Genomic DNA, 15,712 nt, shown 5'->3' with positions numbered 1-15,712 from the left:
CATATTTGATGGGGTATTTCTTTTAAAAGCCTTATTTGTATTCTTTCATATGTATATTCTCCACTTGAACCAATATCTTCATTAAAATATTAAATATTTTACATATCTACGTTAATTAAAAAACAGGAATTATCTATATTTTTCTTTACATTTTACATCTTAATTTGGTTAAAATTACTAAAAGTTATAGGGATAAATACCTATTTTAGATAAAAAAGGACATAAAATGACAAAAAATAATAATTTATGTTGCAAAGTCCTAAAACTTAGGCTATATTATTGTTAAAAACTTGACTTAGGAGGATTTTAATGAAGAGTATAAAAACAAAATTTTCTATAATGCTGGGCGCCTTATTAATTGTTGTCTGTATAGGTTTAGGCTTAGTATCCTATTACACCGCCACCAATGCAGTATATACCACCGCTAAAGAATTATCAACGAAAACAGCTGTTGAATCAGCAAGAGTCGTGGAGGAACGAATTAATACTAGATTTAGAGAGTTACTTGCAATAGCCAATAGTGAACTAATATCTGATCCAAATATTTCTTTTGAAGAAAAGATGGATTTTTTGGAAAAAGAAGCTGCTAGAGGCGGTTATATGTCCCTAGGAATAGGTGATACTGAGGGAAATACCCTTACTATGGCAAGGACAATGATCAGTTTAAAGGAAAGAGATTATTATCAAGAAGCATTAAGCGGAAAAAGTGTTGTTACAGATCCAATTATCAGTAGAGAAGATAATAAAACATTAATTGTTAATTATGCAGTACCTATCCATGATAGTGGAAGAAGGGTTATTGGAGTTCTTATAGGTGCTAGACATGGTGACGAGTTAAGTGCCATTACTAATGATATTGTCCTAGGTGAAACCGGTAGGGCTTTTATGGTAAATCAAATAGGTATGACAGTAGCCCATGAAAACGAAGAAGCAATAAGATCAGCAGATAATATTTTAGATAATCTTGAAGGAGATAATTCTTTAAAAACTTTAGCTGATGTAATTACTAGAATGATAGGTGGAGAAACAGGATTTGGGGAGTTTTCTTACGAAGGGATAGAACAATTTGCTGCCTTTACACCTGTAAACAATAGCAACTGGTTTCTTGCCGTAACTGTACCTAAGGATGAAATTTTATCATCTTTAGATTCCTTAAAAAGAGGTATTGTAATAGGATCATTTCTGTTTTTAATATTAGGTCTAATCATAATTCAGATTGTAACTAGTTTTTTTGCTAAGCAAATAAAAGGAATTGCTGATGATTTAAGTATAATTTCTAATGGAGACTTTAGGAAAGAAGAAGGTATAAAAGCTAAAAAGGGTAAAGATGAAATTGCAGATACCTATAAATCTATGGCTATTATGAGGGAATCGGTGGGTAACATGATTAAATCTATCAAAGAGGCATCTTTAACTATTAATAAAGACGCACAAAGCTTAAATGCTGTTGCCCAACAAATGTCATTAACCTCAGATCATGTTGCAGGAGCCATTAGTGAAACATCCGATGCTGTTAATCAGCAGGCAAAGGGACTTGAGAGTATTAATGAAGCCATGTTTAATTTTGATAGAAAACTTGGAGGGATTGTCAAAAATATTGAAGATATAGATGTAAATGCTCAAGGTATTAATCGAATGTCTACAAAAGGCAATGAGGACATGCAGTTATTAATAGAATCTATCAAAAAAATGGGTGAAACCTTTAGTGATTTCATTAATAAAATTCAAGGCTTTAATATTAATATTAATAAGGTAACAGAAATAACTAAGTTAATAGATGGAATTGCAGAGCAGACAAATTTGCTTTCCTTAAATGCTGCAATTGAAGCAGCTAGAGCTGGAGAAGCTGGAAAAGGCTTTGCGGTAGTTGCAGATGAAATAAGAAAGTTGGCAGAGCAATCCCAAGGTTCATTACAGGCCATTAATCAGTTAATCAACAATATTACCACCGATGCTGAGTTCATTATAGAAACAACAAATGATATGAACGATGAACTACATAGTCAAGCGAAGGTAACTGAGAGGGCAATTGACTCCTACAAACTTATTGTGGAGGCAATTCAAGATATTGGTGGTAAGATTCAAAATACAAATATCGTTGCAGTTGAAATTAACAATGATAAAACTAATATTTTAAATAAACTAGAAGACGCTTCAGGAGTAGCAGAGGAGGTAGCGGCTTCGTCAGAAGAGATCTCCGCTGCCAGTGAAGAGATGGCGGCCTCTTCGGAAGAGGTTGCAACTTCTGCAAAAAGAATGATGGAGTTAGTTGACAATATGCAGGAGCAAGTTGATCAATTTAAAATCTAGTGGAAAGTAAAAAAAGTGTATGGAGATCATGCGCTTTTTTTATTGTTTAAATAAAAATCATTACATTTGTAACTATTAGGTATGGCAGTCACCTGATATGATAATATTAATTCTTAATAATTTGCTTTTAATAGGAGGTAATGAGATGGCAATAGCACATATGAAAAATATAGTTAAACGTTATGGTGCAAATTTAGTTTTAGACCATGTTGATTTAGATATTGCTGAAGGTGAAATACTAGGTCTATTAGGGCCTAATGGTGCAGGAAAAACAACTTTAATTCATGCACTAGCAGGACTCATTAGTATTGATACAGGGGACATACAAATTTTTAATAAACAGCAAAAAAGTAACCTGATGGATATTAAACGACAAATAGGCTTAGTTACGCAGGATATAACGATTTTTGGAGACTTAACAGCTAGAGAAAATTTAGAATTTTTCGGTGGGATCTATGGATTAAGAGGAAAGGAACTAAAGGAACGGGTAGATGAAACTTTAAGATTTGTAGGCTTAACGGAGTATAGTGGAAAACTTCCAACCAAATTTTCTGGAGGAATGATGAGAAGATTAAATATCGCTTGTGCCCTTGTCCATAGACCAAAATTTTTAATTATGGATGAACCTACAGTTGGAATAGACCCCCAATCCCGTAATCATATCTTAGAAACAGTAAGAAAATTAAATCGTCAAGGGACAACAATCCTCTATACAACCCACTACATGGAGGAAGTACAAGCCATTGCATCACGGGTTGTTATTATGGACCAAGGTCACGTAATTGCTCAAGGAACCATTGAAGAGTTAGTAGAGAAAATACAACATGAAGAAAAGATTAAGCTGGAGGTTATGGAGCCCACCGAAGCCCTACTAGAGAAACTACGTAGAATTGATGGTGTTAAAGATGTAAGTTTAAGGGGAAAAGAAATCTTAATTATTTCCCGTGTAGGTGCAGGAAATTTAGATAGAGCCCTTTCGGTAGCAAAAGAGGCTGGAGGTGTACGTTCGGTAAATGCTGAAAAACCCACGCTTGAAGACGTATTTTTAACCCTTACTGGAAAAAGTCTTAGGGATGGAGGGGAGGAATAGTAATGATTTTAAGATCTAGTTACTTTATGCTAAAAAGAATGCTAAGGGGATATGTTGGATTAGTGATGTTAACAGTTCTTCCTTTAGCCTTAATTACTGTCTTAGGATTGATTGCAGGGAATGGGGTAGATGAGAAACTAGGGATTCCTATTATGGATGGAATTGCAATAACTATGGTTTTTGCTACCCAGCTTTTTGGAGGGAATTATTCAATGGAATATATAATAAGTGATCTTCTTTCATCAAATAAATGGAGAATGAACTCATTACCCTATAATTCCTCTATCCATGCCTTTGCAATTGTTCTAAGCTGTACTATATTTACAGCTTTACAAGGATTAGTAATCGTATTATTCACCCAATGGGTCTACGGGGTTAATTGGGGAAATATCGGGCTAGTAATAGTGGTACTATTGGCCCTATCAACATTATCCCATCTAGCATTTGTTGTGTTAGTGCTATGGATGAAAAATCATAAGACTGCTGGAAATGTATCCACGTGGTTAGGGTTAATCTCAATTGTACTGGCAGGGGTTTGGTTTCCAATGCCAGAGACAGGGATTTTAAGTGTGATCTCAACCTATGGAAATCCATTGTCACTAAGCCAGAATGCTGTATATGCAATCATAACCGGAGATGGGATTAGTAGAGGAATTGTAAGTGTTGTTATTCTAATAGCTTCATCTCTTTTAATGGGAATCGTGGCAACTTATCTTGGAAGGAGGAAGTTGGCGTGACCGTATTTAAATTTGTTTTCAAAAGATATTTTAGAGACTTACCAAATGTCATCTTTTTATTGCTACTTCCTATCGTTGCAGCCTTTTTACCAATAGGGGGAACCCCAGAATGGATTCCCCTGCCTTTAGGCTTTCAGTATTATGGTATTATATTATTATTAATTGCAGCAAGGTTAGCAGGGGTAATTCTGGAGGACCGCATAAATAAAACTGTACTTCGTATTGGGGTGGCACCAATGACCCACCTCCAATACCTATGGCAAAACTTACTTGCATTTTCCTTAATCTTAATGGGGGTAAATGTAGTTGTAATGATAATCGGCCTATTAGTACATGGGAATACGTTAATTTCACCTATATTACTTTTTATCATATTTTCTATTTTTTCTATGACCTCTATAGGATTCGCCTTGGCATGGTATTCTTTGTTTAGAGATAAAGAAACTGCCTTTAGTTTATTAGGTGGAGTCATCATGCTTATGGTTATGCTAGGGGGAGTTATGTGGCCTATCCAGATTATGCCTCAATTACTACAAAGATTTGCAATGTTATTGCCCACCTATTGGTTAATGGAGGGTATTATAGTCGTTGTTAGGGGAGGTAACTTTGTTGATTTGATACTACCTCTTAGTCTGTTGCTTATGTTTAGTATAGCATTTATCATACTGGGGAGTAGAAGGAGACTTTAATGATTTGTTACAAATTTAAATAGATGGTATACTAATTCCATAATATAGAGAATAAGTTAATAAGAAGGTGTTAATAAATATGATAAAAGATTGGAATATATGGACACCAGAAAATAGTAAAATACTTTGCAGATCAATAGGATTATTTCTACTGTGCCTGCTCTGGCTAACAGGGCAAGGCAGTGAGGTAGGAATAGTCCTTCTACTGTTTTTAATCATAATGGCATTAATCCGTTGGAGATTTCCTCTACCTGGGTGGGTAATACTCCTAGATCAAGTAGCCTGTATGATTGTAATTCCCTTTTGGCCCTATAGTATTTTTGCCTTAGCATTGGCTTTATTTGAAGGGAGCCTAGTGGGTAAACCTTGGTATGCACTACCCGCCGTTGTTTTTCTCTTTTACTCAGGTGCTTCCATTCCTTTAATAGCAACATTTCTACAAGCTGGCTTTACTGGTTGGATAATAAGGGGCTGGACAAAAGAAACAAGTTTATATAGACATGAAGCAGATCAACAACGAAGACAGAGATATGAGCTAGAAAATCTAAAGAGTGAACTTCTTTTAGCAAATGTTCAAGGGATACAAATGGCAGAACTGGCAGAACGAAATCGAATCGCTCAAGAATTACATGATGATGTGGGCCATGAAATAACCGCCGCAGTATTGGCTTTTCAAGCCTTCGAACAACTATGGAGGGATAAAGACCCCTTTGCTGAAGAAATGTTTCTGCAAGCCCAAAAGAGATTAACCAATAGTGCAAAGCAATTAAGAGAGACAGTATATAATATGAAACCTGTACAAGCTATTGGTATAGACCGATTAAAGGATATTTCTAATAGAATGGATGGATATCCTTTAGAATTTAGTGTTTATGGAGATACGTCTAGTGTGCCAGTTTATTTGTGGAGTATTTTAGAACCTTGTCTTAAAGAGGCCCTAACCAATGTTATTAGACATGCAGAGGCAACAAAAATTATGATTAATTTAGATGTTAGTCCATATATTGTACGTTTATCGGTATATAATGACGGAATTAGGCAAAAGGAGCCTAAAGTTGAATATGGTGTAGGGCTAAGGAATCTTCGACAAAGGGCTAGAGCCGTTGGTGGGAATATATCAATTGATGCCAGTGATGGATTTAGGTTAATTTGCGTATTACCCCTAGAAAAACATTAATAAGGAGGCAATAGAGATGAAAATTATAATCGTTGATGATGATCCGTTAGTCTGCCAAAGTCTTCAGGTGCTACTTTCTAGGGAAAAGGATATAGAAGTGTTGTCGACGGCTAATAACGGAGCAGAAGCCATCGAATGTTGTAAAAATCTATTACCAGACATCATATTAATGGATATACAAATGCCGATTATGGATGGCATACAGGCTACACGTCAAATAAAACAGGACTGGCCCTCTATTAAAGTGATGATGCTAACAACCTTTCAAGATGAAGTGAATATTCGAAGGGCCCTTTTGGCAGGTGCAGAAGGTTACCTAATTAAATCTACAGAAGTATCTAAAATGGCTCAACAATTAAGAGCTTTGAATTCAGGTATTTCTATATTAGACCCAGATGTACTAAAACAACTAACACAACCAGAAAAAAAAGAACTTAATCAGCTAACACCAAGAGAGCAGGATATTGTTAAGCTGGTGGTACAAGGTATGTCAAATAAAGAAATTGCAGAGGCTTTGTTCATTAGCGAAGGAACAGTTAGGAACAACCTATCTATTATTTTAGATAAATTACAATTAAGAGATCGAACCCAATTGGCCATTTATTATTGGAGATGATTGAAGCGGGTACAATAATAATTACGATAATTCATACTGAGTTCATATTAGCCTTCTATAATAACCAACATGAGCTAAATAAATAGTGCAACAATCTATAAGGAGGAGTAAAAATAATGTTTTCAAGTTTTAGTGTTAAAAAACCATATACAGTAGTGGTCGCTGTAATTATTATAGCCATTTTGGGGGTTGTATCCCTTACAAACATGTCTACAGACCTGCTGCCCAGTATGAATCTACCCTATGCTGTGGTGATTACAACCTACGGTGGAGCTAGTCCAGAAGAGGTAGAGATGGCAGTAACAAGACCAATCGAACAGAGTATGGCCTCCATTAGTAATATAAAAAATGTAAGCTCTGTTTCTCAGGAACATATGTCCATCGTAATTCTAGAATTTGGCGAAACAACAAATATGGATTCAGCAGTAATTGAGATGAGGGAAAATTTAGACATGATCAAGGGCTATATGCCAGATCAGGTGTCCTCTCCTATGATCATGAAATTAAATCCAGACATGATGCCCTTAATGGTGGCCTCTGCTGCTGTTGAAGGACAGAGTATCAGTGAATTTTCACCTTTCTTAGAAAATACCATTATTCCAGAATTAGAAAGTGTTGAAGGCGTTGCATCCGTTTCTACATCAGGATTAATAGAAGAGCAGATCCATGTAATTCTTAGAGACGAGAAAATTAATGAAGTAAATGAACAAATTAAAGTGGCAATGTTGGCATCTATGGGATTAACACCAGAACAATTAGCTATGCTTCCCCCAGGGCAAGGTCCTCAGGTTCCCGAAATACAGATTACAAAAGAGATGGTATCAGGGATTCTAAAGGGACAAAACTTTAGTATGCCAGCAGGTTACATTATTGAAAATGACGTAGATTACTTAATAAGAACTGGCGACAAAATAAGGGATTTAGATGAGCTTAATTCACTAACAGTGATGACATTACCTTTACCAGGAATAGAACCAATTAAGCTACAAGATGTTGCAGAAGTATTAATGATTAATAGTTCTGGCGATAGTTATTCAAAAGTAAATGGAAATGATGCAGTTACAATAACATTTCAGAAACAAACAGAATATACAACTGCAGATGTAGCTAAGAGTCTTCGAGATAAATTTGATGATGTAATGGCTAAAAATGAAGGTCTTCAGTTTGTTACCTTAATGGATCAAGGAGAATATATCGGCATCGTGGTGAACTCAATCTCCCTGAACTTAATTATTGGTGCAGTATTGGCTATTCTAATTTTACTAATATTCTTAAGGGACTTCAAACCTACTATAATTGTTGGATTTGCAATTCCTGTGAGTTTAGTTACCGCATTTGTTATGATGTATTTTGGTAACATCACATTAAATATTATTTCAATGGGAGGGCTAGCCCTCGGAGTCGGGATGTTAGTAGATAATTCAATTGTAGTAATCGAAAACATCTATCGAATGAGAAATGAAGGAAAAGAACCAAAAGAAGCTGCTATTGAAGGAGCTAAGCAGGTGGCAGGAGCAATTATGGCTTCTACTTTAACTACAGTTGCAGTATTTGTGCCAATTCTCTTTACCCAAGGGTTTACACGACAAATTTTCTCAGATATGGGACTAACAATAGCCTTCTCATTATTTGCAAGTTTAATTGTTGCCCTAACCCTTGTGCCTATGATGGCTTCAAATATGTTAGTTAAGAACATTCAAAAGGAGCATAAGTTCTTCGATAAATTTAAGGGAACCTATACAAAACTTCTTAACTTCTCCCTTAACCATAAATGGCTTGTAATCTTAACTGTTTTAATATTGTTTGTAGGTAGTATTGCAGGATCTGTTAGAATGGGAACAGAGTTATTCCCTTCTGCCGATTCAGGTCAAATATCTGTTAGGCTTTCGATGCCAAGCGGTACTATGTTTGATGATATGACAAAAGTAGCCGATGAAGTAACTAAGATTATTATGGAGATAGAAGAAGTTGAGACTGTAGGTGCTTCTATTGGCGGTGGTATGATGGGTATGGGAGCTTTAGGAATGGGTGGTTCTGGTGGTGAATCTATTTCCTTTAATATTACCTTAAGTCAAGATCGTAATCGATCTACCGACGAAGTAATTCAGGTAATAAGAGATCAAGCTCAAAGTGATGACTACGAATTAACAGTTGATAATTCTGGTATGGATATGGCTGCTATGGCAGGAGCTGCTGTAGAGATACAAATTAGAGGTAGAGAATTTGATACATTAGAAACAATAGCGAAAGATATTGCTGAAATTGTTGCATCCGTTGAAGGAACAATAGATATTGATAGTGGAGTGCAAGAAACTGCGCCAGAAATGCGATTTATTGTAGATAAGGATAAGAGTATTGCAAAAGGTTTAACCGTAGCCCAAGTCTTTATGGAAATTAACAGTGTGCTAGCTAACGAAACAGCTACAACAACCCTAACATTAGGAAGTAAAGATTACGAGCTATTTGTTAAAGACGAAGCAGGAAGAGAAAATATTAGTATAGAGGATATTCTAGAATTAAGTATTACAACACCACAGGGTGAAAGTGTTCAAATTAAAGAAATTGTAAATGTTGAAGAAGCAAGAGGCTTTGCTTCCATAAGAAGAACTAATCAACAAAGGTATATTACAGTAACAGCTGCATTAGCTGATGGATATAATGTTGGATTAGTTAACAATGAGATTAGTGATAAGCTGAGTGATTATAACCCTCCTGAAGGATATATTATTGATATGGGTGGAGAAAGTGAAATGATTAGGGAGTCCTTTAAAGATTTATTCTTAATGTTAATTTTAGGGGTAGCCTTTATTTACCTGATCATGGTTGCTCAATTCCAATCATTATTGTCACCATTCATTGTTATGTTTACAATCCCTCTGGCCTTTACAGGTGGATTTATCGGATTAATGGTTACCAGAAGCCCTATAAGTATTGTAGCCATGATAGGTTTAATTGTATTGGCAGGTGTAGTGGTAAACAATGGTATTGTATTTGTTGACTACATCAACAAGATGAGAGAAGAAGGAATGAGTAAGCGGGATGCAATTGTGAAAGCAGGGAATGACCGTATCAGACCTATTTTAATGACCGCATTAACGACGATCTTCGCCCTATCTACTATGTCAGTAGGGGCTGGAGAAGGAACAGAAATGATGCAGCCTTTAGCGATCACAGCAACCGGTGGACTAATCTATGCTACATTGTTAACCCTAGTATTGATTCCGGTTTTATATGATAGTTTCCACAGAAAAGATGAAGTAGTGGTAAAGGGTGGTAATAATATAAATAGAGAAATTTAATAAATAAAAACTATGCAGGGGTGCTTTAGCTCTGCATAGTTTTTATCTTTATCTAGATATAGTGAAACTTCTAGAGAAATTATTTGATGTGAAATGATTAATGTTAAGACAATAACTTGTATTTTTGAGTCTAGTGTTGCAAACTAAAATTAGAAGGATGAAATGTAAAATTAGAAGGATGCAATGAAGTGTAAAGGGGTGTTATAGATGTTTAATGTTTTAGTAGTAGAGGATGAAAAAAACCTACAAAAACTGATGTCAGCTGTTTTAAAACAAAATGGCTATCACGTACTTTGTGCTAAAGATGGTATGGAAGCCTTGCAGATATTGGACACTTCCCATGTAGATTTAATAATTAGTGATATTATGATGCCAAATATGGATGGTTATACCTTAACAGATGCCCTTAGAAAGTCAGATTATAATTTGCCAATATTGATGGTAACAGCAAAAGAAACCCTAGAGGATAAAAAGAAGGGATTTTTAGTAGGGACCGATGATTATATGGTAAAGCCAATTGATATGGATGAAATGATTTTAAGAGTGGCAGCATTATTGAGAAGATCAAGAATAATAAATGAGCATCGACTAACAGTTGGTGAAGTTGAACTGAATTATGACACCCTTACAGTTACAAAGGGAAAAGATTCAATTTTATTACCGAAGAAGGAGTTTATGTTGTTATTTAAATTGTTAAGTTACCCTAAGCAAATTTTTACAAGACAACAATTAATGGATGAAATATGGGGAATGGAAGCAGAAACCGATGAAAGAACGGTGGATGTTCATGTTAAGCGGTTAAGGGAAAAATTTGGCCACTTTACAGAGTTTGAAATTGTCACGGTTAGGGGATTAGGCTATAAGGTGGAGAAAAAAATATGAAGAATGTTTCTGTGAAGTTGGCCCTTTTCTTTATTTCATTGATTTGTGTATCTTCAATTATTTCCTTTTTCATGTCGGCAATCTTTACAAATACCATTGAAAAGGAAATTGAGTTATCTCAACAGGGGTTTGCAGTCATGATAGAGGAGTTAAATCAAAAGACAGATTTAAGTATAGAAGAGATCACTGAAGTTATACCTGGCTTTATGTATGAAGTTGGAAGGTTAGGTTCTTTAGAAAACATTAATATTACCAGAGAAGAAATTGAAAGAATTCATGAAGGCGAAATTATATTTTTGCCTAATCGCAGATACCAAGGAACTGCTACAATATTTTTTATAGAGGATGAATATTTTTATATCAGTCTACAGCCACAGCATAATATGTATAGAATTGTAGCGGCTAGGGTGAAGTTCCCAATATTTACCTATTTATTAGCGGGAGCAATACTAATTATTTTATTTGTAAAGTGGGCAGTTAAGCCTTTGTCTATTTTGTCTTCTGCCATGGAGGAGGTAGCTAAGGGAAATTTTGATATACAAGTTGAAAATAAAAGTAAAGATGAAATAGGGCAACTAACAAAAAGTTTTAATAAAATGACAAAAGAACTTAAAAATATTGAGTACCTTAGAAAGGATTTTATCACTAATGTTTCCCATGAATTCAAAACTCCCATTGCTTCAATACAAGGCTTTGCAAAGCTTCTTCAAAAAGGAAATTTATCAGAGGATGAGAAACAGGAATATGCCCATATTATTGTTGAAGAATCCGTCAGACTATCGAATCTTTCATCTAATGTACTGAAGTTGTCCAAATTAGAAAATCAAGAAATAATTGAGAAGAAGGTTAAGTTTTCATTAGACGAACAAATAAGAAGAAGTATTCTTCTTTTAGAACATCAATGGGGAAAAAAGAACATAGAATTTGATATAGAACTTAATAAAATTTATTATTTCGGAGATGAAGAATTACTTCAACAGGTATGGATTAACTTAATAGGGAATGCGATTAAATTCTCTGAAGTAAATGGTATAATTGGAATTCATCTTGAAGCCTTTTCAAATATGGTTAGGGTCAGCATTAAAGATGATGGGATTGGGATGTCGGAGGAGACAATCCATCGTATCTTTGAAAAATTCTATCAAGGGGATAAGGCCCGTTCCCACGAAGGGAATGGGTTAGGCTTATCTTTAGTTAAGCGGATCATAGATTTAGTAGGTGGAAGAATTACTGTAGAAAGCAACCTTAAGGAAGGTTCTACTTTTATTGTCGAACTCCCATTATAATAGGCTTCCTTCTGGTTATCTTATTAATGACTAGAAGGAAGTTTCTTTTTCTTTTTTAGATCTTCTTATGGTTATAAGTTGTATTTAGTGTAGGAGAAGGTTATAATATGATATAGTCTAAGCTAATTACGATTGAAATTTTACTATTTCCAGTAATTAAGGGCTTCTAGAAACATAGTACAAGCAATTAAATAATACTATTAGGGATTAACAAAAAACAATCAATAAAATAATCAATAAAACTAAAAAATGGAACACTAGTAGTATTACTAGTATTACTAGTATAACATTAGAAAATAAATGATATGGAGGAGTAAAATGATTAAGGCATATTTAGTAGGAATTTCAACCCACTATGAGGGAGAAGATATAGAAATTAGATATAGCATTTATAGAGATGAAGAATTGATTGAGAAAAGAACAACTTTTCATGAGTTTGTTAAACCTGCAATCGTAAATCAAGTAGCGTTATTATCTTTACTTAAGGAACTAGAAAAGTACCGAGGGGAAGAGATTACAGTTATTATGAATGATGCAGCAATTAATGAACAAATTAAAGGAACAACTCAAACGAAGAACAAAGATGTTTTAAAAATATCTAGAATTACTAGAGATGAGCTTAGAAGGTTTGATCCGATTATTTTAATTCAAGATATCAGTGGTAATAAAAATGAGATAGCCAAATGGGATGAAATACTTCAACCATAGCTAGTATGAAGTAAAAAAGATGGAGATTTAGAACTAGGAAGGATGTAAGGTAACATGAAAACAATATCTTCACAGGATTTAAATGAGTGCTTAAAGTATACATATAGTAATTCAATTGCTTCTTCAGAATATGCATCTTTTATTCGTTATTTAATCATGACAATGAAAAAAGAAATGGCAATAGAGGTTTTAAATAATGAAGATGATACCGTCATCAAGGGGCAAATATTTAATTTTAATATCGAATACCGTGAAGGAGCAGAAGGAGAACATGACAATATTAACTTCTCTCTTAAAAATAATAATCTGGATGAGGAACAGTTTACTTATTCTCTGATGAATATTGGCAAAGAGCAGGTAAGTAAAGATAGCAAAAGTAGCCCAAAAACCTTTTATCGTTTTTATCTTTATCCAGAAAGTAATGAAGAGGGATATCGAATTACCTTTAATAGAAGAGTTACTAAGAAATAAACGAGGAAATTTCCTAAGAAAATCAAAGAAGAAAATCTAATATTAATTATGCAATGCAATTCCCTATTAATAAACAAAAGATTAAAGCTAACAGACTACCCCAATTAAAACTGGGATGCCTGCTAGCTTTTTTAGTAAGTTATTTTATTATTTTAGATTTTGAGCAGCATGTTCTCCTGCAATACGCCCGCTGGTTAATGGCCTTTTATTACGCTGTCCATTGGGATAATCCCAGAAAAAACAGTTGACAATAAAATGGAGTTGTGATATTTTAAAGGTGTACTATAACAATAGTACACTAGTACACTTAAAACGGAGGGAAATATAATGTCTTATAGAAGGTTTATGATAATTGGGGTGGTAATAACTTTAACATTACTGACAGCCTGCAGTGGGGCGGTGAAGGTAGGGGATAGTCTAGATGATTTAAGCTTAATTTGGAAGGACTATGAAAAGGCTACCTATGATTTTTATAATGGAGATGACAAGTTAGCACCAGTTCATTATACAATTGAAAGGAACAGTGAATCAAATAGTAAATTATTTAGTATAGAATTTGATATAGAACTTGAAGATGGGGTTAACACAACAGGGGCAGTAGTTGATGGCGAAACTTTTGAATCCATTAGTTCTTTTAATAGACAAATTCCGCCTGTTGGTACAAATTATGATTCACGAGAAATGGTAGGAACCTATGAAGACAACAAGTTTAATATTAAGATCAGTAGAGGCGATAAAGAACAAAAAATGTCTGCTGCAGTTCCTCGTTATATTATAGATAATGAAGCTAGTTTGATGATGATTAGAAATTTTCCATTAGAAGTAGGATACTCCAAAGACATTAATATAGCAATAATTGCAACAGGGGCTGTTGCACCCTACAGTGTCGATGTCGAAGCAATCGAAACAATCGATGTTCCCTTTGGTAAAGTAGACTGTTATAGGGTTGTTTTAAGGTATGAAGGTAGAGGGAAGGCACCAGATATTTATGTGTGGTATTCAGCTGATGAAGATCAAATTATGGTTCGATATGCTCAGCAAGATGTTAGATTTGACTTAATTAATTACGAAATAAATTAAAAAGGGGTGGGGGAAATGCTTCAAGGGTCAATGATTTCTTTATGGTCTATTATTTTTTCTATTATTACTGTGCTATTAGCTTTAGTTCTACCTGTTGTTTTGGCTATAGGGTTTTGTAGACGATACAATGTATCGGCAAAACCTGTTTTAATAGGAGCTTTGACCTTTTTTGTCACACAAATTATTATTAGAATCCCCCTTTTACAGTTGTTAGAAGCCTACTACCCATGGGGGACTAAGGCTCTTTCAGGGGGAATATACCTCTTTACCTATGCCCTATTTTTATCTATTACAGCTGCCCTTTTTGAAGAGGGAGGGCGCTTCATTTTTTATAGAGGATTTTTAAGAAAATATTTGGATTGGAAAAATGCTGTTGCCTTTGGGATTGGCCACGGGGGTATCGAAGCTATTTTATTAGTAGGAATTAATTATGTAGTTAATACATTATTGATGATTTTTATCTATACTGAAAATCTGCAGTTCATTCCAACTGATATTAATCTACAATTGGGATCTGCTTTGATCCTGTTAATAGATACCCCTCCTGTTTTATTCTTAGTGGCGGGAATAGAACGATTACTAACACTAATTGTTCATATCGGTTTTTCTGTTTTAGTTGTTTACGGAATTAAAATGAAAGATTTTCGTTATGTTTTTTATGCCTTTTTAGGTCACTTCCTATTGAACCTACCTGCTGCCTATATGGGAATCCTTCCAGGGGGAATATGGCTAATAGAAGGTTATGTAGCGGTTTTTGCAATTTTATCATATATCTGGATTAAAAAATCTAAATTATTATTTGAGGAGGAGAAAATATGATGAAGGTTAACCAGAAAAAGCAGTCTCCAATCTATGTCGTTGTAGCGCTAGTTCTAGTGGGTATCATTTTTTTAGTTACAAGAACTGAAAGTACAATTGTAGTTAGGGAAGACTATATAAAAATTAGTGGGTTTTATGGAAGAGAAATTCAAGGCGAAGAGATTAATTCTGTTAGTCTAGAAGAGACAATTCCAAAAATAGTAAGAAGAACCAATGGAATTGGATTAGGTAGTATTCAAAAAGGGAATTTTAGACTGGAAAATATAGAAAAGGCAAAGCTTTATCTTCACTCAAAGGAAGGCCCATATATTTTAATTGATACAAATAAGGAAGTATTGATTATTAATTATCGGGATTCAGAAAAGACAAAAGGCGTATATGAAGAGATTTTATCAGTATTAAACCAATAATTAGGAAAACATATAAGTTAGTTATAATGTTGAGGAAATTGCATAATACCATGACTCTTAATTTATATTCTTTTCATTTTTCATTAATATAAATATAATATTAATTATGCAATCTCCTCAGTTAAAAAAAGACATAGA

14 protein-coding genes are annotated in these 15,712 nt (G+C 34.4%); all 14 read left to right on the top strand.

The features are described 5' to 3' along the window. Positions 1–309 precede the first annotated feature (309 nt). The 14 genes from T335_RS0109930 (at position 310) to T335_RS0109865 (ending at position 15,574) form a co-directional block, all read left to right on the top strand. The gene (locus tag T335_RS0109930; protein WP_026477415.1) at positions 310–2,310 is read left to right on the top strand and encodes a methyl-accepting chemotaxis protein; all 2,001 of its coding nucleotides are present in this window, start codon (positions 310–312) and stop codon (positions 2,308–2,310) included. A 145-nt stretch (positions 2,311–2,455) separates the two neighbouring features. Beyond that, complete coding sequence (locus T335_RS0109925) at positions 2,456–3,400, top strand: ABC transporter ATP-binding protein (protein ID WP_026477414.1); 945 nt, start codon at positions 2,456–2,458, stop codon at positions 3,398–3,400. A gap of 2 nt (positions 3,401–3,402) precedes the next feature. Continuing rightward, on the top strand, positions 3,403–4,137 hold the full coding sequence (locus T335_RS0109920) for an ABC transporter permease (protein ID WP_026477413.1): 735 nt from the start codon (positions 3,403–3,405) through the stop codon (positions 4,135–4,137). Next, positions 4,134–4,826, top strand: coding sequence for an ABC transporter permease (locus T335_RS0109915; protein WP_026477412.1), 693 nt, complete (start codon positions 4,134–4,136; stop codon positions 4,824–4,826). Before T335_RS0109920 ends, T335_RS0109915 begins: the two co-directional genes overlap by 4 nt. Positions 4,827–4,905: 79 nt before the next feature. Continuing rightward, complete coding sequence (locus tag T335_RS0109910; RefSeq protein ID WP_026477411.1) at positions 4,906–6,003, top strand: sensor histidine kinase; 1,098 nt, start codon at positions 4,906–4,908, stop codon at positions 6,001–6,003. A gap of 16 nt (positions 6,004–6,019) precedes the next feature. Continuing rightward, the gene (locus tag T335_RS0109905; RefSeq protein ID WP_026477410.1) at positions 6,020–6,619 is read left to right on the top strand and encodes a response regulator; all 600 of its coding nucleotides are present in this window, start codon (positions 6,020–6,022) and stop codon (positions 6,617–6,619) included. A gap of 116 nt (positions 6,620–6,735) precedes the next feature. Next, on the top strand, positions 6,736–9,918 hold the full coding sequence (locus tag T335_RS0109900; protein ID WP_026477409.1) for an efflux RND transporter permease subunit: 3,183 nt from the start codon (positions 6,736–6,738) through the stop codon (positions 9,916–9,918). A gap of 207 nt (positions 9,919–10,125) precedes the next feature. Further along, on the top strand, positions 10,126–10,800 hold the full coding sequence (locus tag T335_RS0109895) for a response regulator transcription factor (protein ID WP_026477408.1): 675 nt from the start codon (positions 10,126–10,128) through the stop codon (positions 10,798–10,800). Then, positions 10,797–12,086 (top strand): HAMP domain-containing sensor histidine kinase, encoded by a 1,290-nt coding sequence (locus T335_RS0109890; protein WP_026477407.1) that lies wholly within the window; start codon positions 10,797–10,799, stop codon positions 12,084–12,086. Before T335_RS0109895 ends, T335_RS0109890 begins: the two co-directional genes overlap by 4 nt. Before the next feature lie 318 nt (positions 12,087–12,404). Then, complete coding sequence (locus T335_RS0109885) at positions 12,405–12,794, top strand: hypothetical protein (protein ID WP_026477406.1); 390 nt, start codon at positions 12,405–12,407, stop codon at positions 12,792–12,794. Between the two features lie 54 nt (positions 12,795–12,848). Further along, positions 12,849–13,265 (top strand): hypothetical protein, encoded by a 417-nt coding sequence (locus tag T335_RS0109880; protein WP_026477405.1) that lies wholly within the window; start codon positions 12,849–12,851, stop codon positions 13,263–13,265. Between the two features lie 327 nt (positions 13,266–13,592). Beyond that, positions 13,593–14,345, top strand: coding sequence for a DUF3108 domain-containing protein (locus T335_RS0109875; RefSeq protein ID WP_026477404.1), 753 nt, complete (start codon positions 13,593–13,595; stop codon positions 14,343–14,345). A 15-nt stretch (positions 14,346–14,360) separates the two neighbouring features. Further along, complete coding sequence (locus T335_RS0109870; RefSeq protein ID WP_051569247.1) at positions 14,361–15,164, top strand: YhfC family intramembrane metalloprotease; 804 nt, start codon at positions 14,361–14,363, stop codon at positions 15,162–15,164. Then, positions 15,161–15,574 carry a hypothetical protein gene (locus T335_RS0109865; RefSeq protein WP_026477402.1) on the top strand — a complete coding sequence of 138 codons (414 nt, stop codon included), beginning with the start codon at positions 15,161–15,163 and terminating at the stop codon, positions 15,572–15,574. The genes T335_RS0109870 and T335_RS0109865 overlap by 4 nt, the downstream gene beginning before the upstream one ends. The last annotated feature ends 138 nt before the right edge of the window (positions 15,575–15,712 follow it).

The organism is Alkaliphilus transvaalensis ATCC 700919, assembly GCF_000621485.1.
Taxonomy (GTDB): Bacteria; Bacillota; Clostridia; order Peptostreptococcales; family Natronincolaceae; genus Alkaliphilus; species Alkaliphilus transvaalensis.
Note: the sequence above shows the minus strand (reverse complement) of the source record. Positions and strands in the feature narration are given on the sequence as shown.